Source organism: Methylobacterium durans, from assembly GCF_003173715.1.
GTDB classification, from domain to species: domain Bacteria; phylum Pseudomonadota; class Alphaproteobacteria; order Rhizobiales; family Beijerinckiaceae; genus Methylobacterium; species Methylobacterium durans.
This window is the reverse complement of record NZ_CP029550.1, coordinates 3434509-3460005: the sequence shown is the minus strand read 5'-3', so window position 1 is coordinate 3460005 and position 25497 is coordinate 3434509. Positions and strand designations below refer to the sequence as shown.

The following is a 25497-nucleotide window of genomic DNA, read 5'->3' as shown; positions in this document are numbered from 1 at the left end:
GTTCGGAGTGATGATACCTCGTGCTCTTCGGCACAGAGCTCTTTCTAAACTCCAAAAGTCGAGCCAGCACTGCTCACTGACTAAATTTTCTGCGAAACGAGACGTACTGGCAGATAATGAGCTTTCTCCCACGAAGTACACTTCGGTGATAGGTGGCGCCTCCCGAAAGATGGGCTCGGAGAAGGGTGTCTCGTGGATTACTATAGAGCTGTCGCGAGATAGCGATCGCGCGAGGGTCCCGAATTCTGACGTTGGTTCTTGGACTGCCCGAGCGCAAGCGCACCCTAGTTGAACTCCATCTCGGAAAAACCCCTCACACTCATTGTCCTTGCTCGATATTGTTATTGGAACCCGGATTTCTCGTAAATTCGCCGTGAAATTTACCTCCTGTTGCGCCTTCCGCAGTACATCCACGGAAAGGATCGTGACATGCCAATCTTGAGAAAGTGCCTGAAAAAAGATACTCGAACGGCGTCGGAAAAAGCCGCCACTGCTCGCTGCAAACGGGTAGAGACTTATAACTAATATCTTACCCATTTGTTCTGACACCTGATCTATGAATTGCTCAGCCCTGTCCCTTCGCCACGCGGTCGAAGGCCCGCAGTGTCTCGAGGAGCGCGGGCATGTCCCTCAGCGCCACCATGTTCGGGCCGTCGGAGGGGGCCCGGTCGGGGTCGGGATGCGTCTCGATGAACAGGCCCGCCACTCCGACCGCGACCGCCGCGCGGGCAAGGACGGCGACGAATTCCCGCTGGCCGCCCGAGGTCGCCCCCTGCCCGCCCGGCTGCTGGACCGAGTGGGTCGCGTCGAACACCACGGGCAGGCCGCCGGTCACCTGCGCCATGACGGGCAGGCTGCGCATGTCGGAGACCAGGGTGTTGTAGCCGAACGAGGCGCCCCGCTCCGTCACCAGGACGTTGCCGTTGCCCGCCCCCGTCACCTTGGCGGCGACGTGCGCCATGTCCCAGGGGGCAAGGAACTGGCCCTTCTTGATGTTGACGACGCGGCCCGTGGCGGCGGCCGCCAGCAGAAGGTCGGTCTGGCGGCAGAGGAAGGCCGGGATCTGGAGGATGTCGACCACCTCGGCGGCGGCAGCGCAATGATCCGCCTCGTGCACGTCGGTGAGCACGGGCAGGCCGAACCGCTCCTTGATCTCGGCGAAGATCGGGAGCGCCCCGGCGAGCCCGAGGCCACGGGCCGAGCCTGCCGAGGTGCGGTTCGCCTTGTCGAACGAGGCCTTGAAGACGAGGCCGATGCCGAGGCGCCCGGCCATCTCCTTGAGGGCGGCGGCGATCTCAAGCGCGTGCTCGCGCCCTTCGAGCTGGCAGGGGCCGGCGATCAGGGCGAAGGGCCGGTCGTTGGCGAAGACGGCCCCGCCGACGCGCACGGCGACCGGGCTGGGAGAGGCGGAAACCGCGGTGGCTGTCTGGTACATAGGCTACTGGCTCCAAAACTCGCTCGGACAATCCTGCAATACTCTCAGGCAACTCCAGTCTTCAGCAGGTCGTGGTAGTGCACGAGGCCGACCGGGCGGCCCGCCTCCACGACGATCAGCGCCGTGATCTTCATGGATTCCTGGATCTCCAGGGCCTTGGCGAGCAGGGTCTCAGGGTTCACCGTGCGGGGATGCGTGCTCATCACCGCCTCGACGCAGACCCGGTCGAGGTCGGTTCGGAACACGTTGCGGCGCAGGTCGCCGTCCGTGACGATGCCGGCAAGGCGCCCGTCGGCCTCGACCACGATCACCGAGCCGAAGCCCTTGGCGTCGATCTCGGCGATGGCCGCCCGCATCGGCGTGCCGCGGGCGACGACGGGCAGCTGCGCGCCCGTGTGCATGACCTCGCGCACCTGCCGGAGCGAGGCGCCGAGGCGTCCGCCCGGGTGGTAGATCGAGAATTCCCGTGCCGAGAAGCCGCGCGCCTCCAGGAGCGCCACCGCGAGCGCGTCGCCCAGCGCCAGCTGCATGGCGGTGGAGGTCGTCGGCGCCAAGCCGTTCGGGCAGGCTTCCCGGGCCTTCGGCAGGGCCAGGCAGACGTCGGCCTCGCGCCCGAGCGTCGAGGCCGCGTTCGACGTGATCGCAACGAGCCCGACGCGGTAGCGCTTGGCGTAGCCGATGATGTCGGCGAGTTCCGTCGTCTCGCCGGACCAGGAGAGCGCCACCACCACGTCGTCCGGCTGCACCATGCCGAGATCGCCGTGGCTCGCCTCGGCGGGGTGAACGTAGAGGGCGGGCGTGCCCGTGGAGGCCAGCGTCGCCGCGATCTTGCGGCCGATATGGCCGGACTTGCCCATGCCCGTGAGGATGCAGCGGCCCGCGCCCGGCCGATCCGCTCGACCGCCGCGGTGAAGGGCGCGCCGAGGCCGTTCGCCACCGCCTCCATCAGGCAGGCGAGGCCCTCGCGCTCGGTGCCGATGGTCCGGAGCGCCGAGGCGACGGCCGCCCCGGCTGCTCCCTCGCGGGCCTCCGAAGCCTCGTCGCGCTCGCCGATCCGCTGTGCCAGTGCCATGATTGTACCCCCTTCTGCTGTTCAGAACTCAGTCTTGATTTGCCGCGATGTCTGGCAGCGCCTGTTGTTGAGGTCGTCAGCCACCACGTATTGGCAATATGATTAAGCGCCCCTGCTTAAACCAAGAACTTTTTAGATGCCAACAATTCCTTGAGAAAATGCGACCATACTTATTATCCCATTAAGTCCTTCAGCCGCGCAATCTGAAACAGCCAGATCACTTTTCCCGCATTCCGTGCGCCACTCGGTCGAATAGCGGGCCCAAGAAGTAGTCCAATGGGGTCTGCTCACCCGTGGTCACAATGACGTCTGCGGGCATGCCCGGCTTCAGCCGATCCTTGATTTCGGCCGGAACGCTGGCTGCGTCGACGACAACTTCACCTTGAAAGTAACTGTTCTGCGGGTTCTGTGGGTCAGTGACGCGGTCGTACGAGACCGACCGAACCTGGCCCAGCATGATGGGCACGCGACGGGAGTGATATGTTGGGAAACGCACCTCTGCCCTCAGTCCCTCGGCAACAGAATCTACATCGGCCGGCGAGATCTGGATGCCCACCGTCAATTGATCACCTGTGGGAGCAATCTCTAGCATCGTGTCGCCAGGACGCAGCACGGCGCCGATGGTAAATACCTTCATACTCTGGACAATTCCGGTGCGTGGCGCCCGGACCTCGACGCGGCTCAATATGTCCTTCGCGACATTTTCTTTCTCGGCTAACTCGGCGAGACTCTTGCGAACATCGATGATGTCCGAAGAAACCTGCTGCAGGAACTGCTTTTGAGTCTGGACGATCGTAAGCTTCGTCTCGTCGATCGCTTGCTCGCCCTTCTTGGCATCTGAAATCGCGCGGTCGAGTGCCCCCTGCAGGCGAATGCGCTCACGTTCCAGTGCTGCCACTCGCGAGACAGGAACTAGCTGCTTCGCGAGCAGCTGCCGGAGACCGCTTAGTTCTTGGTCGATTGTGACGAGTTGCTGCTTGGTCGAATCAGCATCGTTTCTAAGCGCCCGCACTTCCTGCTCAGTTTGGACGATCTTGGCATTGAGCACATCGGTTTGAGAGCGCAAGTACACAGCTCGCTCGCGGAGGTTTCCCTTCTCATCTTGAATGGCACGCGCGATCGCGGGTTCATGGGCCCTGGACGTTACGCTGTCCGGGAGGACAATCCTGTCGGTCTGATCCCGCTCAGCAAGCAGTCGCGCTTCCCGAATACGGTCAATCGCCTGCTGGCTCCTCGTCGTTTCCAGCGAGGCGCGAGCTTGCGTGTCGTCGAGGCGTAGAAGAGTTTGCCCCTCCTGCACCTGGTCTCCATCGCGCACGAGGATCTCACGAACGATCCCGCCTTCTAAATGTTGAACGGTCTTCTTGTTCGACTGAGACATAACAACCCCAGAGGCGATGGCCGCACTCTCGAGCTTGGCGAATGCCGCCCAACCTGCTCCTCCGCCGAAGGCAATAAGGATCACGAGATAGGCTAGCAGCACAGGCCTCCGCCAATCCGTCCGGATGGGAGGAGGCTGAATGGTGAGCGCGGTCGTCATTAGCGCACCCTCTTACCCGACGGCGGCGTGGCGTGTGGTGAGCTGCTGAGGGGCATTGGTCGCGGTGCTGCGCCCAGCACCCTGACCCGACAGCACCTCGTCACGCGGGCCGAAGGTCGACACGGTCCCGTCCTTCAGAACCAGGATGTAGTCCACCAGCGTCAGGATGTTGGCCTTGTGCGTGATCAGCACGCAGGTCGTGCCTCGCTTGGTCAGTGCTTGCAAAGCCTCGGCCAGAGCCGCCTCGCCCACCGCATCGAGGTTCGAGTTCGGCTCATCCAGCACCACGAGAGACGGGTTGCCGTAGATCGCGCGCGCCAATCCGATCCGCTGGCGCTGACCTCCCGACAAGGCGCTGCCGCCCTCCCCCACCTCGGTGCTGTAGCCTTGCGGCAGCTGCTGGATCACCTCGTGCACACCGGCGAGCTTGGCCGCCTCGAGCACCGCCTCATCATCGACAGCGCCGAACCGCGCGATGTTCTGTGCGATCGTGCCGGACAGGAGCTCGACGTTCTGTGGCAGGTAGCCAAGGTGCTGACCTAAGGCATCCGCGTCCCAGTGCTGCAACTCGGATCCATCAATGCGCACACTGCCGAGCGCTGGCGCCCAGATGCCGACGAGCGCCCGAACCAAGCTCGACTTGCCCGCCCCGCTCGGGCCCACCACCGCTGTGGCTGAGCCAGCGGGCAGCTCGAAGCTGACCTGACTGAGGATGAAGCGGCTGGATCCCGGTGCGGTCAGGGCAAGCCCACTCACCTCAACGTGGCCGTCCGGCCGCGGCAGAGCCAGACGTCGCGGTGCAGCCTCAGCAGCCCGGAACAGCGCCTGCAACCGCCCATAAGCCTGACGCGCTCGCAAAAAGGAGGGCCACTCTGCCGAAAGAGTTCCGAGAGGCTGAAGCAACTTGCCGGCGATGAGCATCACCCCAATCACGTTACCGGGCGAGATCTCACCCCGAATTGCGAGATACGCGCCGAGTGCCATACAGAGCCCGCTGAACGCTCCAGTCAAAGCACGCGTAACGGACGAGAAAAGAGCGGCCTCGTCTTCAAGTGCGGCTTGCTCACTGAGGAACCGGCGGTACGCAGACGTCCAGCGCCTGCGGAATGACACTCGCATGCCAAGAGCCTGAACAGCCTCGATATTTTTGAAGGTGTCTGTCAGGGCATCATTGTGAACGTTCGCGCCACTAAGTTGCGCAGCTCGTCTCGATTGAGTTCGCGTCTGGACTACAGCGGTCATGAACACAAGAGCGAGACCACCCGCTGCGAACCAACCGAGCCACACATGCATCGCGAAGCAAGCGGCGAGATAGATCGGGATCGGGATCGCATCATAGATCGCTGCAACACCGCTGCCTGAGATAAAGCCGCGAAGTACATCGAGGTCAGTTAGGCTCTGCTGCGCATGAGGTAGGCGCAATCCGACCGCGGCGCGCACCCGCCAGTTGAACAAATTGGGGCGCAGTTCTGCATCGAGCTGAAGCCCCACTCGTTCAAGGATCGCATCGCGGAATTTCGTAAGAACGCCGGCAATCGCAAGCTGAAGGACAAGGACACCAAACAGGATCACGAGCGTGACGAGCTGCTTGTGCACCATCACGCGGTCATTGACCTGCTCGACGAAGATGCTGCCCGTGAGCACAGACACGCTCAGGAAGAGGCTGATCAACGCCGCGTGCACGAACGCGAGACGCTGCCGGCTCAGCGCGCGATTCAGTGCGGTCCTCTCGCTCAGAAAGGAGCCGAGGGTCAGCCTGCCCGACTCCGCACTAGGAAGCACTCGGGCCAAGTTCCCGCTCAAGTGCTTCCAAGGTGCAGCACTGACGGCGCGCTGCATCGCTACTGTGAGGTGCCGTGCCATGCTTCTTACCCGACGGCGGCGTGGCGTGTGGTGAGCTGCTGAGGCGCCGCGGACGCGGAGCTGCGCCCAGCACCCTGACCCGACAGCACCTCGTCACGCGGGCCGAAGGTCGACACGGTCCCGTCCTTCAGAACCAGGATGTAGTCCACCAGCGTCAGGATGTTGGCCTTGTGCGTGATCAGCACGCAGGTCGTGCCTCGCTTGGTCAGTGCTTGCAAAGCCTCGGCCAGAGCCGCCTCGCCCACCGCATCGAGGTTCGAGTTCGGCTCATCCAGCACCACGAGAGACGGGTTGCCGTAGATCGCGCGCGCCAATCCGATCCGCTGGCGCTGACCTCCCGACAAGGCGCTGCCGCCCTCCCCCACCTCGGTGCTGTAGCCCTGCGGCAGCTGCTGGATCACCTCGTGCACGCCAGCAAGCTTCGCCGCTTCCAGCACCGCCTCGTCATCCACAGCGCCGAACCGCGCGATGTTCTGCGCGATCGTGCCGGACAAAAGCTCCACATTCTGCGGCAGGTAGCCGAGGTGCTGCCCAAGCGCGTCCGCATCCCAGTGCTGCAACTCGGACCCATCGATGCGCACACTGCCGAGCGCTGGCGCCCAGATGCCCACCAGCGCCCGCACTAGGCTCGACTTGCCCGCCCCGCTCGGGCCCACCACCGCTGTGGCTGAGCCAGCGGGCAGTTCGAAGCTGACCTGACTGAGGATGAAGCGGCTGGATCCCGGTGCGGTCAGGGCAAGCCCACTCACCTCAACGTGGCCGTTGGGCCTGGGCAGCGCCAGGCGCTGCGGCGCAGCCTCAGCGGCCCGGAACAGCGCCTGCAGCCGGCCAAAAGCCTGACGTGCCCGCAAAAACGAGGGCCATTGGCTCGCGGCCGATTGGACAACCCCCACACACGCCCCACCAATGAACATCACGGCAAACATGGCACCGGGGGAGACGTGGCCGCCAATGGCTAGATAACAGCCCAGCGCAACCAGACCGAACGAGGTGAACGACTGCCAAAATTTTAGAACGAGCGAGATACCTTTGGAGAGATGAGCCGCCGTCAGCTGCCAAGCAGTCGCGTGGTGGTGAGCTGCGAGCCACCGCTCGCGAAATCCCGACACCATCGCCATCACATGCAAGGTCTCGGCCTCGCGCGTTGCCGTCGCCAGAAGCTTCTGACTCTGCTCTGCGAAGATGCCGGCCTGCTTCAAGTTCGAGCGGTTGAAAACCTCGTTCAACGCCGCAAGCAGCAGTACCACAACAACAGATGCGAGAAGCGCCAAACCGAGCCAGACATGCATGACAAAGGCGACCAATACGTAGATCGGGATCCACGGGAGGTCGAGGAGCTGGGCCAGTCCTTGGCCCGATAGAAATGTTCGCACCGTTTCGAGATCGCGGAAGGCACCCATGGTATCGTAGCGCCGCGTCTCAAGCGTCTCGGAATAGACGAGGTCGTAGAGGGGCGCAGAGACCTCCTCGTTGAGGGCGATCCCCATCTTCCGCAAAGCGGACGCCCGCAACGCTACGAGGGCCGCAGCAAGTCCCGTCCCGAGCAAAAAGATCACCGTCAATCCAATCAGCGTGTTGACGCTCCTCGTCGACAAGACCCGATTGAAAATCTCCATCGAGTACAGCACGGTCGAGAAGCTCAGCAGATTGATCACGAGGCTGAGCACACACAGGTGCAGGACGCCGGGCCGGATCAGCCGAATGCCGCGGTCGAGCGGAGTCTCCGCGTCGGCATCGCGCGCCCGTTTCGCCTGCCCTCCCATTGCCCGACACTCCTACCCCGCGCTCAACGGGCAGCGATCTCCGCCAACGATGCCGCGCCCGCGGTTATGCCACCGCTCGGAAGGGCCGACGCGGAGACGACCGGACACGCTCAGTCGGTCGCACTCCTGCCGCATCGTAACGCAACCGGCTAGACCAGTGGTTTGCGGCATCATCAAGGAGCCACCACAGGTCAACGTTAAGCTTACCTCAGTTCCAAGAACCCTGGTGCCCGCCCGCCTCACAACGGATCATCCGCGCACCGCGAAACGCACTAAAACGACGTTACCAGTCGCTCCCACGCAGCACGTCCATGGTCTCGCGTGAGCTCATAGTCGTGAAAAGCCTCACGGGCATGTCCCCCGAGGCTTGTCCGTATTTTGGCATTGCGGAGCAGGCTCAGGATACGCGTAGCCAGGGCGCGAGAGTCGAAGAAATCAATCACCGCAGCGCACTCATCGGTGAAATAGTCTCGGACCGGCGCCGTATCCGACACAACCATCGCTTTACTGGCACCCATAGTCTCAAGGGCTGACCACGAGAGAACGAACGGATACGTCAGATACACGTGCACATCAGAGTGTCGCAGCGCGTCGAGATAGCGTCTGCGGTCGACCGATCCGAGAAACCGCACGCGCGTCTCATCGATCGAACCGTTGAGCTCCTCCAACAACACGGATTTCCAAGTGCGCCCGTCGGACGGAGGAGCTCCGTATCCGCCTCGATCAGAACCAATTACGGAGACCTGGATTGAGGGATCTGCCCGAAGCAAGCGGGGAACAGCCCGCATGAAGGTGTGGAACCCACGGTGCGGCTCGAGGTGCCGGGCCACGAAACTGACGGATGGCCCTCCGGACGCCGTGCGGTCAGTTGCCCTGTTGTCAGCGGGCGGGACCTCCACGCCCTCATGGAAGACCTCAATCTTCGGGTGCAACATCGCCGGGAAGGTGGACTTCTGCCACGGCGTCGGCGCCACGCACACGTCGGCATCCTCAAGGCTTGCCAGCGTGATGGCATTGCGCGCCCGCATCCGGTGCAGCACCTCCGGAGGGGCTGGCGGGAACTCCGGGTCGAAGTTCACCTCCCCGCCGGAGCGCAGGTAATAATACTCGCAGTAGCAAACGAGCTTCGCGCGCGGGAATAGATCCTTCAGGTAGAGGGCCTCGCCCCATCCGGGATGCGCCACGATGACATCGGGCACGAAGCCATCGTAGCTGAGCGCCCGCGCCGCGGCCGCCGCTGCCGCCGCAAGCGTCGCCTTCGACGCCAGATCATCGATGACGATATCGCCCGTCTGCGCCACCGGCACAGGCGAATACTGCCTATAGCGCAGTCCCCTCCGCGCATACGGATTCATCCCGATCCCAGCGAGCTCGACGTCATCGCGCCGCTCGAGCGCCTCCAGCACAGCGATCAGCTGCGACGGAAAGGACTGGTGAACGAGGAGAACGCGCAGCGCCATCCGACAGGGTCACGGCTTGGCTGCAACAGCCTCGCCGAGCAGGGCCGCAGGCGGCTGCGACTCCGGCATCAAGGCGAGCGCCCACAGGTCGAAATGCGATCCCTTCTGCATGACGGCGCGCTCAAAGCCTGCCTCCACGAGCAGGCGTCCCAGGCGATTTGCCGTGAACGCAGTCTTATGCGCCATGAAGGCGTTACCTGCCTTCAGCGAGGGACGATGCCCGAACAGCATATCCACGGCCGTAATCGGTCCCGCCGGTGAGACGTAGGCGACCTCGTCGATCTTCCCCTGCACCACGAGCTCGGCCACCGCCTCGATGTCAGGCGTGGTGATCAGGGCAAAGCCCGTCGGCTTCAGCACCCGCCGGAACTCGGCCAACGCCTTCGGCACCTCATGATCGTACAGGTGCTCGACGTTGTGCGACGACCAGATCGCCTCCACGCTCCCTTCGCGGAACACGGACAGATCGGTGATCGTCCCGACGATGTCCGGCTTCACGCGCGAGTCGAGATCCATCCGGAGCTCGCGCCAGCTTCCGTCCCGGAAGACCGGATGCAGCTTCTCGGGCGCGAACACGCCGCAGCCGACGTGGAGCACCGTCCGCGCTGACGTCGATCTCTCTCCCGCTTCTGCCTGCAAGGGGGCGCCCATCGCTCGCTACCATCTCCACCCTGTCGCATCGCATTCCGACTTCGAAGGGGCGCTTCGCAAAGGCGGTAGCCGGCTTTGATGACGAAATAAGGCCCACCGACGCGAGAAGATAACCGCCAAGTCTCAATCCGAATCGAAAAGGCCGGGCGAGATGCCCGGCCCCTCCGTCTCGCTTGGCACGATCGCTTAATGACCGTGATGACCGTTGATGATGATCGAGTCGGCCGTCTTGTCCGCACCCTCACCGGACGAGGCAAGCTGGAGCACGAAGTCCTCGCGGGACATGCCGGCGTTGAGCTCCTTGACCCAGTACTCGTGGCCGCCCTGGTCGGCCTCGCGGCCGAACAGGTTGTGGTAGATCTGGTCGACGAAGGCCGGATCCGCGAGCTTGCCCGCACCCTGCTGGAACTCGGGGCTCTGCATGAAGGCGTGCGCGATGCTCTCCATGCTCTGGCCCGAGGCGTGCTGACCCCACCAGTACTGAAGGCCGCTGGCATCGGCGTCGCGCGCCATGACCGCCTCGTACATCCGGCCGATGACCGCCTCGTCGGTGGTGTGCGCGGTGATGAGGACGCCGTCCGAGAACTTGATGAAATCCGAGTTCTCGATCGTGGTGGACGTGCCCGAGTTCGCGTGGAACACCAGGACGCGACCACCGTCGACCACGGTGGAGAACTCAGCCTTGCTCAGCCCGAAGTTCACGGTGTCGAAGGCCGAACCGCCGGCGACCGTCTGCGACCCGTCCGCCAGATCGATGTCCTTGAAGACGGGGCTGTTCTCCGTGGGCAGGCGATCCGCCACGAGCGTGGTCTGCGCCGTGGCACTGACGCCCTCCGACGCTGACGTCAGGCCGACAAGAAGCTCGGTCCGGGTCAGAGCACCGGTGGCCAGCTCGTTCGACCAGTAGGCCAGACCACCGGCGTCAGCCGTGCGGCCGAACAGGTTCTGGTACACGGCGCCGACGAACTGCTCGTTCGTGACCGTGGAACCCAGACCGTGCGAGCCCGCCTCCGGCGCGCCGAGGAACTGCTCGCCGATCTGCTCGAGGCTCAGCTTGCCCGAGTTGTACTGGTCCCACCAGTAGTAGAGACCGTTCGCATCGGCGGTCCGGTCCATCACCGCGACGTACATGCGGCTGATGATGGCCTCGTCGACCGTGGAGGCATTCACCACCGTCGAGCCATCGGTGAGCTTGATGACGTCGACATTCGTCAGAGTCGAGGTCTCGCTGCCGTTCTTCAGGACGATGTTGCCCTTGGCGTCGAGGGAGATGTTGTAGCCCGAACCCGTCAGGTTGACGGTGTTGTCGCCGCTGCCGAGGTCGAGCTTGTAAGAGCCCGTGCCAAGGGTCAGCGTGTCGTCGCCGCTGCCCGCGCTGACGGTGGCGTGCTGGGTCTGGGTCAGATCGCCGGTCACACCGGCATTGCCTCCAAGGATCTTCAGATCGCCCGTACCGGCGACGATGGTTGAGCTGCCGGCGCCCGTCAGCGAGAGATTGGCGTCACCGGAGCCCGCCACGACCGTGGTCGGACCCGCGCCGTTGAAGGTGAGGTTGGCTTGGCCGCTGTCGAGCGAGACGAACTGGCTCTCGACCTTGCCGGTCACCGTGCCCGAACCGGAGATGTTGAGGACCGGGGCCTTGCCCGCGCCGGTGATGTTGCCACCTTGGCTGGCGTCGACGTTGGCCACCTCGACGGTCGGATCGACCTGGGCGCCCGGCGCCACATTCTGGACGTCGACGGTCACCGGATCGTCCGGGTTTTTCGTATTCGGCCGCGTCTTGAGCAGCTGCTCAAGCGCGTTCTTCAAACCCTCGGCCTGCGGGTTCTTGATGATGTTCTCTTTGATCTGCTCTACCGGCCGCGAATACGGATCCGCCACGTTAACCCCCTACAGTCAATCAGTGAAATTTGAGCGTCTCAGATGGCTGCCGACGAACGCGGCGCCCGGAAAATGCGGGCCGGCTTGCGCGGCGCCGGCTCAGGCCGGCTGCTCGCCACCGCCCGGCTCGACGAGCGCGGCGCCTTCGCCTTCACTTCAGAGAGCTGAAGCCGGAGACCGACGAGGTGCTCACGGCCCGTCGGACCCTTCAGATCGACCGGCGCCAGCGCCGGCCCGAAATGCGAGCCATCGCTGAAGACGGCCTCGACGATCAGCGCGTAGGCGTCGGCGTCCTCACCGATCAGCTTGAAGGTGACGCCGTTGATGGCGCGGGCCTGCATCCGGGTGCCGACGAACTCACCGGCGACCACGTCGGGCAGGCGCCCGAGCCCGAGAAGGGCGCAGCCATACGAGAGGTCGACGTTCGCGGGGCGGCGCGGCCACTGCACCGAGAAGCCCTCGATCCGCGCCTCGCCGTCCGGATCACCGAGCCAGTCCCCACCCGTGACGAAGAGGTCGCCCTTGCGCTCGATATGCCCGGCGATGCGCAGAGGAATGGCGCGATCGCCCGCGTCGGCGGCCGGCGGCACGTTCGCCGGCTCGGGAGCCGACAGAGCAAGTCTCGACGACGAACGACCACCATTCGGCGCGCTCTGATCCAGTCGATCGAGCTGCAGAGTCACGGCCTCCGGGTGATCTGCCCCTTCACCGATCGTTGTAATCAGAACGGTGGCATCGCGCTCAACAGAGATGACACAGAGATCACCGGGCTGGCGCAGCATACCAGGCGCGACGCCCGGACTAGAGAGCATACGAACATCGTCGGCCCGGTCTGGATCGACGGTCATGACCACACGAGGCGCGACACCACGGATGGCCGTTGCTACATAGCGCAGCGCAAACATGCCTCGAGCGACATCCATCGCTCGCACGGACACTTGCCCGCGCGTCGTGCCGACGCTGTTCACTGAAAGAACCCCTCACGCAGGACCGGTTGAACCGGCACTTGTCTGTACCGATCTAAGCCATGGCTCGCTGCGGCGCGTCAAGACAATTTGAACCATTTCGTACGCGAAAAGTGCCGAGTTCCCGGCCCTCGGATCGTTAACCTTAAGCTGTAACCCCGACGACACACCTGAATTCGGCGGCTGTGCGCCAAATGTTAGGCCGAGGTCGTTCCCCCGCGGCACTGAGCAGGAAGCCTGTATGTACCGATCCCTGAGAGCCCTGAAGCAGGGTTCGAGCGAGATAATCTTCGATCTTCACAATTATGAAGGCCTCGAAGAGATCCTGTTTTCGCCTGTTGTGGCCGTCGAGGCAAAGTCACTCGCGCGGCATTTCCCACTGGCCTGGCGCCGCGTCGGCGACAAGTTCGAATTCATCGCCCTCTTGTCTCTGTCGCCACTCGTCGTCGGCAGCAACCACCTGCTCGGGCCCGGTCTCACGCGACCACTTCTGGTTGAAGCCTACCCCCTGACCGTCACCGCGGTTGCCGGAGAGGACGGACAGAGCTCGGTCCTCATCGACGAGGTCCCGCATCGCCCCGAGAGCAGCGGCAACCCCGTCTTCACGGCCAGCGGCGGCTTCACGGAATCAGCGGCGCATCGCATGAACGCGCTGCGCGTCTTCGCAAGCGATCGCGACCGGACGGCGGCCTACACGCAGGCGCTCGCCGCCGAGGGCCTCCTGGAGGACTGGCCGCTCCGCCTCAAGATCGGCGAGGACGGCATCGAGTTCGGGGGCTTGTGCGTGCTCGCCCGCGCGCCGGCCCAGCGCGAGCGCCTCGCCACAATCGTCGCCCAGCACGGCTTCCCGTTCGCCGAACTCGTCACCTTCCACGACCTCTCCCTCTTCAATATGCAGCGCCTGGTCGATCAGCACCGGACCGGCCGATTGGCTGCTCAGGCGGCCGCAACGCAGGCACCGGCGGGAGAGTCGGCATGAGCTTCGCGCACGTCTCTCTGACCCCGGAGCGCCTGCAGAACCTGCACTGGTCGTTCCCGAAGGCGTTCCACTTCGCCCGCGCGCGGGTGTTCGTGCCGCTCATCCAGACGGAGATCCTCCGCGCGGCGCGGGAGTACCCGATCGCCTTCGCCCGCGAGGGCGAGCAGTGGCACCCCGTCGCCTATCTCGGCGACACGTCGGGCCAGACGAATCGCTTCGTCGACGACAAGGGCGAATGGCAGGCGGGCTACGTTCCGTTCTGGCTCCGCGTCTACCCCTTCGTGCACGCGCACGAGGCCTGCACGGTGCTCCTCGACCCGAGCTTCGTCGGCGTCTCCGGCAGCCACGCCTTCACGACTGCGGACCGCAAGCTGACGCAGGAGGTGCGCGGCGTCGCGGATCAGGTGCGAAAGGCCAGTGCTGGCGCCGCTCTTCTACAGGCGGCCGCGACCCAAATCGTCGAAGAAGGGATCGCGCAGCCGCGCACCGGGCTCTCGGCCCCCGATTCGGCGCCCCTTCTCTTCGTGGCTGCGGGTCGGCCAGCGGACGTCCTCGCCGCGAAGGCGGCCGACTGGTACGCGCGCTCGGCGCTGACGGTGGAACTTGCGATCGCCGCCGCGTTCTCCAGCGCATCGATGCCACGGGCCGAACCCGCCGCCGTCACGCTCGAGCCGCCGCCCGAACCGGCTCCGGCGCGCCCGGCAGCGATCGCCCCGACCTACGTGCCGCCCGCCGCACCGGCCGATCTCGACTGGCTCGACATGAGCGAGAAGATCTCGTTCTGACACGGATCCGTGCCAAGGTGGGCATGTGCGGCCCGGCACCGAACTTGCTACCCTTCTGAGCAAAGGTCGCCACAAGACCAGAACGAAAAGCGGCGGCCCACCAGGGGCCGCCGAGTCAGGGTTTTCCAGTGCCGTATCGAGACGGCGCAGCATCCCTAGCCGGCTTTGCGGTGGCTCGCCATCGCGAGCGGCTACGTTGTTGCGCGCAGTATTCAGATCGCACGGCCGCGTGACCGGAAATCCGCAGACGTGCGAGCTCGCGCCGCGCTTCGCGACGTCGGATCAGGCGGTTTCATCAAAGCTCTTGTTCGCATCAGCCGTTTCGCGGCCGGTCGGCGAGCGCTGCGTCGGAGAGCCGAGCCAAATCGCGGCCCAGCCGTCGGAGTGGGTCAGTCGGATTTTCCGGCAGTGATCCGGTCTCGTGTGGAAGAGCCGCCCTTGAGACGGGGCTGTCGAGACTCACGGGCATGCGCCTCTGCGGCCTCGACGCAGGCGAGAACGATGAAGCGGTACCAGATGTAGACACGCCGGATCGCTCGTCGGATCCCTCGGGCTTCGGTGTCGCTGGCCAGAGACATAGGCCTGAGTCTCGCACCCGAGCGCTCAGGCTTCCGCAACAAATGAGGCTCGCAGAGCGTACCAGCTCAGCGCCACGTCCCGTCGGACAGAGCCTCCGCCCTTCGTCGAGCGGCGCGATTGACGCGCTAATGTTTGAACAGGGCAGCGATCTCGAACGCTAGAACGGCCACGCTGAACGCGGTGAAGGCAGCGAGCAGGCCCGTCGCAGCTAGGATTGCGGGCATCATCAGGTCGCCGCCCCGCTTCAGCACAGTAGCCGCATCATTCTGGACCATCAGCAGGCGCGCTCCACGACGTCAGATCGGCAGCCGCAAGATAGAGGCCACGCGAGTCTCACCCGATAAGGACGGATCGCAACTGAGCGCTTTGACGCGGATCAATGGCACGGTCTGCATGAAAGTTGTGTCCCTGCGCGGCGGGCTCAAGGCTGAACACCGCGGCTATGCTGAAGTCAGCGACGAGGTCACGCAACATCATCGCCGATTATCGTGGACGGTTTCGCGCGTGCGCGCTCTCGGCTCCGTCGGCAGCGCATTGAGGTTGGCAGCTCTGAGCCCGTGTCCGATTGTGCTGCCATGCAGCCGGTTGATATCCGCACTCGAGAGGTCTCTCGACGGCGAGCGCGACGACACGGAGTGAGGACTGCTTTCGGGAGAGATCGGTAAAGATCTCGGCAGTGGGCGATGGACACGCCGAGCGATCGCTTCGCCACGAACCGACGCAATGCCCAGATCATTCAATCTGGGCATTGCGCGGAAGCTGAATGTTCGCCGCATTGGCCTACAGAATTCGGTCTGCAGCCCAGGCTACAGCCTGTTCGAGCAGCCTGTCGTGAACGCCAGTGCGAAGGTCATCAAGACCGTACTGCGCACTCGCCATATACAGCCCCCCGATGTAAACGAGGTTTGTTTCGCTTGATGGCTCACTGTAGAGGACCGCCGGATTGCTAGCGGTCCCGTTGCTGCTGGATCCTGCCACAGTCGCCAAAACCACGGCACTTGGATCGACCGAGCTCGGAATCTCCCAGTTATTCGGAGGAGGCAACTCTGTGAAATTACTAATTGATTTCATCATTGGGTGACTGGGATCGACCACGTTGAACGAGTATGAACCGCTAATAAAGGCGTAAGTGCTATCTATACCGATCGGGGAGATGTAGTCTGCGTCGAGCTTGTTCTGCGCCGACAAGGACATAGTCCCGTAATCGTACCAGCCCGTAGTCACCACGTCACCGCCGTGCTCTGCAAACCCTCGAACAGCAGCAAAGACCCCCGTGCTGGCTAGTTGTGAAGCGTCATTGAAGCCGCTGTCACCCATAACGACAACCTCATAGCTCTTCAGCACATCTGCCCAGGCGGCTGAATTTGCGTATGCGCTCGCTGAGACCGCTGTAGCGTCGAAATCGAAATAGGTATCGTCGTTCAGTTGTGCGGCCACGTTGACGGCAGATGAGCTAGCACCTCCGATTACGAGAACTTTGATAGGCCCAGTCGGCGCCTCGTTAGTCCCCGCGACAGTCCACGAGACCGAGGCTGGCGTGACGGCGATGCCATCCGACACACCGTAGGCGACGCTAACAGTCGCGGCTTCGCCTGCCGCCAAGCTCTGGTAGGCCGCATGCGCTGGGTTCAGTGTAAAGGAGTGCGTTGCAGCATCGTAAGTCACGCCGCCAGGTAGGCTAGCCGGTATGTTAACCACTGACAGGCTCGTGCCGCTATCCGGGTCCGAGGCGTTGGCCAGCGCGTCAAGCGTTACTGTTGCGCCATCTTCTGTGGCGGCCCCCGTCACTGCGCCGAGGACAACGGGTGCATCATTTGCGCCAGTGATCGCGACAGTCACGGTTTGATCGGTGATGCCACCGTGCCCGTCCGACACGGCCACCGTATAGCTCTGCGTTTTGGTTTGACCAGCCGCCAAGCTGTCGAGTGTGCTGTCAGCCACCGAGAAGGTCCAACTCACCTTGTCACCGAGCTGATCGACCGTCCCGAGGGTCAACGAGCCAAGGTATCCGGAGCCTTGCGGCGTCACAGCCGCCGTGTGGACGTCAATCGCGTCCACATCCGCGAACGCAATTGTGCCGCCGGCCGTGTGGATCGTCGTGTTTTCTCCGACCGCCTTATCCGCGATCTCTGCGATCTTTCCAGAGCTAACCGACGAAGACCCGAACTTCACCTCTACGACTTGAGTGCCTGAAGCGACAAAGAGGCTCGATCCCGTCCCGTCACTTGACCGGCCAAACTGCGCCTCGCCGGAGTCGCCGGCGATGCCAGTCGCTACGGTCGTCCGACTGCCAGTCACAAGATCAACCTGGACCCAGGTGCTGCCCTCCTTGATGTAGGCACGATCAGCACCAGGAGCGATCTCGAAATTGTTGCCGAAAAGATCGCTTCGGACGAGCTTATAAGTCCCGCTCGCCAGATCGGCCTCAAACAACTGGCCGCCCGATGTTTTGAAGAAAGTCCGACCAGTGACATCGTCGTGTTCAACACCGTAGCTGTCACCCGGCAAGTTCAGGATCGTCTTCGTGATCGTCCGAGTCGCGATGTCGTACTGGATCAATCTGTTCGCGGTCCCGGCGCCGTCCGTCGCGAGGAGACGCCCATCGCTGGTAATGTCCATCCCACTTTCGATGTTGAAGCCGGAAAGGGCGGTGAGCACCTGAGTAGTACGGGTGGCCACATCGAAGCGAACCAGCCGGCCATCAGACGTGATGCAGAAGATTCCCCCCTGATAGAACTCGATATCCGTCGCAACGTAGGGAAAGAAGCCATTGCCGGAGGCATTTCCGGTTAGGTCTCCCGTCAGCTGCGTGACGCTGCCATCGGCAGCGATCACCTTGAACAGCGAAGCGACGGTGTCCTGTTCCGCAACATAGACGGCGCCGGTAGCGTCGTCGATTGTGAGAGCCGCCAGAGTGGCTGGCGTGGTGGCTCGCACGGTTTGGCCTGTAGGAGTGGTCGGCAAACCAGACGCGACGATCGTGGGCGCATCGTTGGTGCCGGTGATGGTGATGGTAACAGCCTGATTGGCGACGCCGCCCTTCCCGTCGGACACAGTCACCGTGTAGCTCTGCGTCTTGGTCTGACCCGCCGCCAGGCTGTCGAGCGCGCTGTCCGCGACCGAGAAAGTCCAACCGACGCTGTCACTGCTTTGATCTAGGGGTCGGAGGATAAGGTTGCCCAGATAGCCCAAAGCTCCCGGCGTGACGATTGCCGTGTGAGTGTCGAGCGTATCGACATCCGTGAAACGGATTGTGCCGTCTGCCGTGTGGTTGGGAAGCGTGTTCTCCGTTGCTGAACCGTCTGCCCGCTCCGTCACGGAGCCAGTTGCGGTGGTCGAAGAGGCCACGATGACGGGGAGGTCATTTGTGCCCGAAACCGTGAGTCTAACTGTCGCCGTATCGCTCCCGCCCTGTCCATCCGAAATGGTGTAGGTGAATGTATCCTCGACCACCTGACCAGCCGACAGTTCATCGGCGTTCCGCGGCGTATAGGTGATGACATCTCCGGACAGCGTGACTGTTGCCCCGCGCTCGCTAAGGACACTCACGGCTGTGACCGCGAGCGGATCTTGATCAGCATCACTGTCGTTTGCAAGCAACCGCGGGGCGCCGATCTGGACGGATCCGTTTTCGGACACCGTTATAGTTTGATCCGGGTCTCCCAGGCGGCCGCCGATTTCAATCACGTAGCCGAAGGGACTAGCCCCGTTGCTGTCGTTCCAATAGCCGCCCGGCCACATATGGACGTGATCTTCGTCGCCCAGGTTGTTCGGCTCGGTGCCCGGCTGCCAGTTTGCGAACTGACCCGACGAGGCGCTTCCGTTCGTCCCACCGTTCCAAAAGGTAGTCCCAGTTTCAGGACCAGACACCCAGCGCCATTGACCCTCGGTCTGAGCGTCGCTTCCGCCAAGCCAAGCATAAGCGCCCGCGGTGAGGCCGAAAATGAAGCTATTTTCCTGAGCAGAGGTTACGGTTGCAAGATATCCGCCGCTCGCCGCCGCCGCCGCTTGGGCCTGAACGAAGGTGTACCCGCCGTCTACGAATTTATAATAGTGCCCATTGACGCCGTTATAGGCGAATCCCGCCGTGTTTACTGAAGAGCTCGCAAAATTGTCATCGACGGCGACCGGCGGCGTGTTGTCCGCCGCGCCGGTAATTGTGACGGTGATAGTCTGGTTGGCAACACCGCCGATTCCGTCGGCAACGGCTACCGTGTAGTTCTGGACGCGAGTCTCGCCGGCGGACAGGAAATCCAATGCGGAGTCAGCCACCGAGAAGGTCCAGCCGACGCTGTTGGCTGCCTGATCCACGGAGCCGAGGCTGAGGCTTCCCAAGTAGCCAGAGCCCTGCGCCGTGACCGTCGCGCTATGTGTGTCGAGCGTATCGACATCCGCGAAGCTGATCGTTCCACCCGCCGTGTGATCCGGCAGTGCGTTCTCCGTAGCGGACTTGTCGGCCCGCTCCGTCACGGCACCCGTCGCGGTGGTCGAAGCCGCAACAATCGTCGGAGCATCATTGGTCCCGGTAACGGTCCACGAGGCAGAGGCTGCGGTCGTGACAATCCCGTCCGATACACCGTAGTTGACGGCCACAACCGTGGTCTGACCGGCCGCCAAGCTTTGGTAGACGGAGGCGCTTGGATCGAGCGTGAAGGACTGCGCGGCAGCGTTGTACGTGACGCCAGCCGGCAAATCGGCGGGGACATCGACGACCGCGAGCTTCGTGCCACGATCGACATCGGAGGCGCGGGCTAGGGCTGCCAGAGTAGAGCTCGCGCCGTCTTCAACAGCCGCGCCCGTCACCACACCCGAGACGACCGGCGCATCGTTCTGACCACGGATTGAGACGGTCAACCGGCCCTCTGTTTGTGCACCAGCGCTGTCGCGCGCCGTGTAGAGAAATTGCTCGGCCGTGCTGGCGTCTGCGGACAAGCCCTGGATGAAGGGGTTGCTGTTGTCCAATGCGTACAGATAGCTGCCATCAGCGTGGATCGTCAGCGTGCCGAGTTCGCCCTGCAGCATCGTGCCAGCCGCTGCCGAGCGCAGGCTTCCGCTGCTCGGATCGAGCCTGACCGACGTGACCTGCAGGCGATCGCCTGTATCGATGTCAGTGTCGTTCCTCAGCACATTTCCGGCGCTTGAGGGCCCATCCTCATTGATGACGACGAAGTCGAGCTCGGCGACTGGTGCGTCATTCGTGCCAGTCACCGTCCAAGAGACGGTAGCCGGCGTGGTGATGATGCCGTCCGAGACACCGTAGCTGACACTCACAGTCTTAGTCTCGCCCACAGCCAGGCTTTGGTAAGCCGCGACGCCCGGGTCGAGGGTGAAAGACTGCGTGGCCGCGTTGTAGCTGACGCCCGCGGGCAGGCTTCCCGGGACATTCGCCACCGACAACGTCGTGCCCGCATCTACATCCGTGGCGTTGGCGAGAGCCGACAGCGTCGACACCGCCCCATCCTCCGTGGCAGAGCCCGTCACCGGTCCCGTCACGACAGGCGCGTCGTTCGTGCCCGTGATCGTCACGGTCACGGCCTGCGTGGCCGTGCCGCCGCGCCCATCCGAGACAGTCACATTGTAGGTCTGGGTTCGCGTCTGGCCGGCCGCGAGACCATCCAGAGCGCTATCCGGCACCGAGAACATCCAGCCAACAGAGTTGCCGGCCTGATCGACAGAGTTGAGTGTGAGGCTACCTAGGTAGCCCGTGCTCTCAGACGTGACGTTCGCGGAGTGGGTGTCGATCGTGTCCACATCCGCAAAGGCGATTACGCCCGTAGCCGTGCGGCTCGCAATGTTCTCGCCCGCGGCGTTATCCACGATCTCCGTCACAGAGCCTGTCGCGGTGGTCGAAGCCGCAACAATCATCGGCGCGTCGTTGGTGCCGGTGATCGTGACGCTAACATCCTTCGTCACCGTCGCGAGGCCGTCACTCAACCGGACTTGAAACGTCTCGACCTTGGCCTCCCCCTCGGCGAGGGACTGGATCTTGGCGTTATCGACAGCGTAGTGCCACGCGACGGACCCTGCCCCGCTCGCATCGGCTGTGATCTCGGCCGTGAGGACGCCCAGCGCATTCGCGGAGCTAGGTCCGACGCTCACCGTGTGCATGTCCTTCAGGTCCGCATCCGTGAAGGACAAAGACCCGCTGGTCACCACAAGGCCGTCCTCGACGACCGAGCCCTGATCAGACCCCGTCGACGTCGTGGTCAGGACCGCGTTGTCGTTCGTGCCCGTGATGGTGAAGGTCACCGGCTTCGTGGAGGTGGCGTTCTGTGTGTCCGTCACGGTCACATTGTACGTGACGGTCAACGTCTCCTCGGCCGACAGGAAGTCGACGAGCTGATCCGCCAAGCTGAAGTATGCCTTCACCGAACCCGAGCCGGTGTTGGCGGACTCGATCGTCGTCAGCGTGAGAGCGTCCGCGAGAGCCGCAGCCGTGCCAGCCGGGATGGTGCCGTTCGACCAAGTCGCGGACGAAAGCGCGCTCGTCACACCATGCGTGTCGGTCAGATCGGCATCCGTGAAGGCGAGCGTCGCAGTGGCCGCCTGCGTGCCTGACCCACCGGTCGCGCCAACGATCTCGGTCAGCGCGTGCGTCGTCGGGTCAGCCGCCAGGACCGGGCCGTCATTGGTGCCCGCGACGACCACAACGACCGTTCCAACGCCGGTATCATTCCCGCTGCCGCTGTCATCCTTGGCGGCAACCGAGTACTTCAACGTGAGCGTCTCGCCGACAGCGAGATAGTTGAAAGCCTCAGACCCGGAGTCGAACGCCCACGCCAGGTTGTTCGCGGAGCCCGCATCGGCGGCAAGCTGTGTCGGAGAGACCGAGAAGAAGCCCTTCAGCTGTCCGAGGGTCAGCCCGTTGGCGGAGCCGCTGAGAACCTCGACCTCACTGACGGACACGGTCACGACATCGGTGAGGTCACGGTCCGTCACCGTCACGGTGCCGGATGCCTTCAGACACGCATCGGTCTCAGTGAGAACGGTATGAACCGTGTCACCCGCCAGTGCCTCGACGATCGGGAAATCGTTGGCCCCCGTGATCGTAACAACGACGGGCTTCGTGTCGGTCGCGCCGGCATCATCCGTGACCGTGACGTTGTAGGTCAGCGTCAGCGTCTCGCCGGCTGCTAGGAAATCGACCCGCGGATTGCCAAGGCTGAAGCTCCAACCGATAGACCCTGAGCCATCGGCCGTACTGTCATCGGCCAATGCGGCCGAGAGAGCGCTCGCCAGCGCATTGGCCGTCGCGGCCGGAACCGCGCTGCCACCACTCCACACCACGGACATGAGCGTCTGGCTCACGGTGTGGCGATCCGACAGGTCCGCATCTGCGAACGAGAGCACACCTGATGCCGCGATCGGATCGGTGATGACGCCGTTGGTCAGCTGAGCGAGTTCGCTCAAGCTCGCGGACGCACCCGCCGCGACGACTGGCTGATCGTTCGTGCCGGTAACAGTGACGGTCACGTCTTGGTCAACGGTGCCGCCGTGACCATCGTCCACCCGAACCCCGAAGGTCAGCGTGACGCTGTCGTTCGCGCCGAGGAAGTCGAGCGCACCATCCGCAATCGCATAGGTCCAAGCGACCGAACCGGACCCATCGATGGATGAGGACGGAGCGGGTCCGATCGAGAAGGCGCCCGTCAGCGCCGCTTGCTGATCCGCGGTCAGGCTATAGCCGTTCGCCAGGCTGGTCGCCGTGATCGCGCGGCTCAGGACCGAAGCAGCATGCTCGTCGGATAGGTCCGTGTCCGAGAACGTGATGGTCCCCCCTGCGGACAGGGTCCCACCTTCCTCGGGCTCTGCCTTCTCATCGACGGCGCCGACCTGCTCGTCAGACGTGACAATTGGCTGATCGTTCGTGCCGGTCACGATGATGGCAACGGTCTGACTGGCGGTGCCGCCATGCCCGTCCGCCACCAGAACAGTGAACGTTAGTGTTGCGCTGTCGTTCGCCCCCAGGAAATCGAGCGCTGTATCAGCAACGTCATAACTCCAAGCGATCGAGCCTGTACCATCGACGGCTGAGGACGGGGCAGGGCCGACCGAGAACGCATCCTTGAGGGCCGTTTCCTGAGCGGCCGTCAGGCTGTAACCGTTGGCCAAAGTGATGCCCGCGATCTGCCGTGACGTGACGGTCGCGGTATGGTCGTCGGATAGATCTGCGTCCGAGAAGCTGATGGTCCCCTTCGCGGACAGAACGCCCCCCTCTCCGGGCTCAGCCTTCTCGTCCACAGCCCCCGTCTGAGCCGCCGATGTGATCACCGGCTGATCGTTCGTGCCGGTGACGGTGACGGTCACATCCTGATGAGCCGTTCCGCCCTGACCATCGTCCACCAGCACTTTGAAGGTCAGCGTGACGCTGTCGTCCGCGCCCAGAAAATCCAGAGCGCTATCTGCAAGGGCGTAAGTCCAGGCGATCGAGCCGGACCCATCGACGGATGACGACGGAGCAGGTCCGATCGAGAAGGCGCCCATCAGCGCCGCTTGCTGATCCGCGGTTAGGCTGTAGCCGTTCGCCAGGCTGGTCGCCGTGATCGCGCGGCTCGCGACGGACGCAGAGTGATCGTCAGACAGGTCGGCGTCCGAGAAGCTGATGGCACCCGCCGCCGACAGCGTCCCGCCCTCCCCCGGCTCAGCCTTCTCGTCAACGCTGCCCCCCAGCGCGCCCGAGGCAATCACCGGCTGATCGTTGGTCCCAGTGACCGTGACGGTGACATCCTGGCTGGCCGTGCCGCCGTGGCCATCATCCACGAGGACGCTGAAGACCAGGGTGACGCTGTCCTGCGCGCCCAGGAAATCGAGCGTTGCATCGGCGACGTCATAGCGCCAAGCGACCGAGCCCGTGCCGTCCACGGAAGAGGACGGTGCAGCTCCGACCGCGAAGGCGCCCTTGAGCGCCGCCTGTTGCGCCGCCGTCAGACTGTAACCGTTGGCCAGGCTGGAGCCGGTGATCTCCCGTGCCGTCACCGCCGCAGTGTGATCGTCGCTCAGATCCACGTCTTTGAAGGCGATGGTCCCGCTCGCGGAGAGCGTTCCCCCCTCCCCCGGCTCGGCCTTCTCATCGACCGCGCCACTCTGCGCGGCCGACGTGATCACCGGCGCGTCGTTGCGCCCCTCGATCGTGACGGTCACAGTCTGGGTCTGCACATCTCCGTCAGCGTCCGTCACCGTGTAGGTGAAGGTATCCGTCGCCGTCTCGCCGACCGCGAGGTATTGCCAGTGCTTCGGATCGGGCGTGTAGACGAACTTCGCGCTTGCGGACGCGCTCGGATCCGCCAGGTTCAGGACGAGCTGAACGGTGCCATGCCCCGGCTGAGTGTGCGCGAGGCTCTTGATCAGGTCGGGGACGCTGTCATTGGCGAGCACATCGACGGCGATGCTCGCGCTGTCCTCGTTCGTCCGCACCGCGTCTGCGCGGAGTGTTACCGCCTCATCGCGCGGGTCGACGAAGACACCGTCGACCATGACCTGGAGCGTCTCGAACTTGGAGACGCGCAGATCGAACGCTGTGAAGCGAAACTCGGTGTTGTTCGCCTCGCCATTCGCCGAATTCGTGTTTTTCGCCAGAAACGCGAGATAGTTGGCGATGTCCAGCTGCAGAGCAGGATTCATCCACTCGGCGCGCGTCAGAACCAGCCGAACCGTGTCCTTCCCAGACCCGCCATCATAGATATCCGTAAAGCTCGTCGCACCGTTCCGATTCTCAGCAGCAACATAGATCGCGAGATCATCGCCCGCGTCCCCCTTGAGCGTGTCGTTACCCGCACCGCCATCGATGATGTCGTCACCGGACCCGGCATTGATCCGATCGTCGCCGGCCATGCCGTTGATGTAGTCGGCGCCAGCACCGCCGTTCAAATTGTCAGCACTCGAGGTGCCCGTAACCGTATTCGAACCGGACAGGCCAGCAGAAGTCGCCATGACGAATTTCCCCCTCGGCCCGGCCTAGATTGTGCTGGGCACCGCCCCTTTAACGGAGCATTAGCTTTGTTATTCGACTTCAAATCTCCGCACGCAAGTGCGCCGAAACCCCGTTGAACGATTATAATTAACTGGCTCCGCGGATGTCTCCCATCCGCCACACCCGGTCCGGCAGCTCAGCAATGGAAGCTTCAGAGCCGCGCCGAATACCAGCCAGATGGTATGCCTGCCGGCTGAAATCTCGTTTGCTGGCACTGGGAATTGATGGATATTTATGCCTATCCGATATCGCACCGCGGACAAAGCCGAGCTGACGGGAGGCGATTGTCGCAACACAATGAAGTCGCTCAGTCCCTTCGACGACCGCTCTCAAGGACGCGGTCGCCATCTCTCACAGAGACGGATCAACATTATCGCGGCCGAGCATGTGACCCAGCCCACGCGGCGTCGTATGCCTGCTCGGCGGGGATCAAGACGCCCTGCCGCACCAAACGATCTCGACCGGCTCGATTCGAACTGTCGTCCGCCTGACTGCATTGCCGGGTTCTATCGGCTAGCACTACCTGGGCAGGATTTCTGAATTAGGCAGCAAAA

At 63.5% G+C, this 25497-nt stretch carries 12 protein-coding genes and 1 pseudogene; 2 read left to right on the top strand and 11 right to left on the bottom strand.

Annotation, left to right across the window (positions count from 1 at the left end):
- Positions 1 to 565: 565 nt before the first annotated feature.
- The 9 genes and pseudogenes from kdsA to DK389_RS32435 all read right to left on the bottom strand — a co-directional run bounded on the left by kdsA (position 566) and on the right by DK389_RS32435 (position 12570).
- Positions 566 to 1435 carry a 3-deoxy-8-phosphooctulonate synthase gene (gene kdsA, locus DK389_RS15965; RefSeq protein ID WP_109891023.1) on the bottom strand — a complete coding sequence of 290 codons (870 nt, stop codon included), beginning with the start codon at positions 1433 to 1435 and terminating at the stop codon, positions 566 to 568.
- A gap of 44 nt (positions 1436 to 1479) precedes the next feature.
- Positions 1480 to 2507 (bottom strand): annotated as a pseudogene (locus DK389_RS15960) (KpsF/GutQ family sugar-phosphate isomerase).
- A 217-nt stretch (positions 2508 to 2724) separates the two neighbouring features.
- Positions 2725 to 4047 (bottom strand): HlyD family type I secretion periplasmic adaptor subunit, encoded by a 1323-nt coding sequence (locus DK389_RS15955; protein ID WP_109891021.1) that lies wholly within the window; start codon positions 4045 to 4047, stop codon positions 2725 to 2727.
- Between the two features lie 12 nt (positions 4048 to 4059).
- Positions 4060 to 5910, bottom strand: coding sequence for a type I secretion system permease/ATPase (locus DK389_RS15950; protein ID WP_109891019.1), 1851 nt, complete (start codon positions 5908 to 5910; stop codon positions 4060 to 4062).
- Positions 5911 to 5915: 5 nt separating this feature from the next.
- Positions 5916 to 7673 (bottom strand): type I secretion system permease/ATPase, encoded by a 1758-nt coding sequence (locus tag DK389_RS15945; RefSeq protein ID WP_109891017.1) that lies wholly within the window; start codon positions 7671 to 7673, stop codon positions 5916 to 5918.
- A gap of 272 nt (positions 7674 to 7945) precedes the next feature.
- Positions 7946 to 9133, bottom strand: coding sequence for a glycosyltransferase (locus tag DK389_RS15940; protein WP_109891015.1), 1188 nt, complete (start codon positions 9131 to 9133; stop codon positions 7946 to 7948).
- A 9-nt stretch (positions 9134 to 9142) separates the two neighbouring features.
- A complete protein-coding gene (locus DK389_RS15935; protein WP_210206660.1) occupies positions 9143 to 9631 on the bottom strand; it encodes a class I SAM-dependent methyltransferase in 489 nt (162 codons plus the stop codon).
- A gap of 339 nt (positions 9632 to 9970) precedes the next feature.
- Complete coding sequence (locus tag DK389_RS15930; RefSeq protein WP_109891011.1) at positions 9971 to 11665, bottom strand: DUF4214 domain-containing protein; 1695 nt, start codon at positions 11663 to 11665, stop codon at positions 9971 to 9973.
- Between the two features lie 38 nt (positions 11666 to 11703).
- Positions 11704 to 12570: a hypothetical protein gene (locus DK389_RS32435; RefSeq protein ID WP_162560670.1), complete on the bottom strand. Its 867-nt coding sequence runs from the start codon at positions 12568 to 12570 to the stop codon at positions 11704 to 11706.
- Positions 12571 to 12871: 301 nt separating this feature from the next.
- On the opposite strand from DK389_RS32435, the gene DK389_RS15920 reads away from it, so the two are divergent.
- A complete protein-coding gene (locus DK389_RS15920; protein WP_109891007.1) occupies positions 12872 to 13609 on the top strand; it encodes a SapC family protein in 738 nt (245 codons plus the stop codon).
- Positions 13606 to 14394: a SapC family protein gene (locus DK389_RS15915; RefSeq protein ID WP_109891005.1), complete on the top strand. Its 789-nt coding sequence runs from the start codon at positions 13606 to 13608 to the stop codon at positions 14392 to 14394. The genes DK389_RS15920 and DK389_RS15915 overlap by 4 nt, the downstream gene beginning before the upstream one ends.
- A 704-nt stretch (positions 14395 to 15098) precedes the next feature.
- Here the strand turns inward: DK389_RS15915 and DK389_RS32430 are convergent.
- Complete coding sequence (locus DK389_RS32430) at positions 15099 to 15248, bottom strand: hypothetical protein (protein WP_162560669.1); 150 nt, start codon at positions 15246 to 15248, stop codon at positions 15099 to 15101.
- A 505-nt stretch (positions 15249 to 15753) separates the two neighbouring features.
- Positions 15754 to 24903 carry a VCBS domain-containing protein gene (locus DK389_RS15910; RefSeq protein WP_162560668.1) on the bottom strand — a complete coding sequence of 3050 codons (9150 nt, stop codon included), beginning with the start codon at positions 24901 to 24903 and terminating at the stop codon, positions 15754 to 15756.
- Positions 24904 to 25497 lie beyond the last annotated feature (594 nt).

Excerpts from the sequence above, each read along its gene's own strand:
- kdsA (WP_109891023.1), bottom strand. The coding sequence starts at position 1,435 with ATGTACCAGACAGCCACCGCGGTTTCCGCCTCTCCCAGCCCGGTCGCC.
- DK389_RS15955 (WP_109891021.1), bottom strand. The coding sequence starts at position 4,047 with ATGACGACCGCGCTCACCATTCAGCCTCCTCCCATCCGGACGGATTGG.
- DK389_RS15950 (WP_109891019.1), bottom strand. The coding sequence starts at position 5,910 with ATGGCACGGCACCTCACAGTAGCGATGCAGCGCGCCGTCAGTGCTGCA.
- DK389_RS15945 (WP_109891017.1), bottom strand. The coding sequence starts at position 7,673 with ATGGGAGGGCAGGCGAAACGGGCGCGCGATGCCGACGCGGAGACTCCG.
- DK389_RS15940 (WP_109891015.1), bottom strand. The coding sequence starts at position 9,133 with ATGGCGCTGCGCGTTCTCCTCGTTCACCAGTCCTTTCCGTCGCAGCTG.
- DK389_RS32435 (WP_162560670.1), bottom strand. The coding sequence starts at position 12,570 with ATGTTTGCGCTGCGCTATGTAGCAACGGCCATCCGTGGTGTCGCGCCT.
- DK389_RS15920 (WP_109891007.1), top strand. The coding sequence starts at position 12,872 with ATGTACCGATCCCTGAGAGCCCTGAAGCAGGGTTCGAGCGAGATAATC.
- DK389_RS15915 (WP_109891005.1), top strand. The coding sequence starts at position 13,606 with ATGAGCTTCGCGCACGTCTCTCTGACCCCGGAGCGCCTGCAGAACCTG.
- DK389_RS32430 (WP_162560669.1), bottom strand. The coding sequence starts at position 15,248 with ATGGTCCAGAATGATGCGGCTACTGTGCTGAAGCGGGGCGGCGACCTG.
- DK389_RS15910 (WP_162560668.1), bottom strand. The coding sequence starts at position 24,903 with ATGGCGACTTCTGCTGGCCTGTCCGGTTCGAATACGGTTACGGGCACC.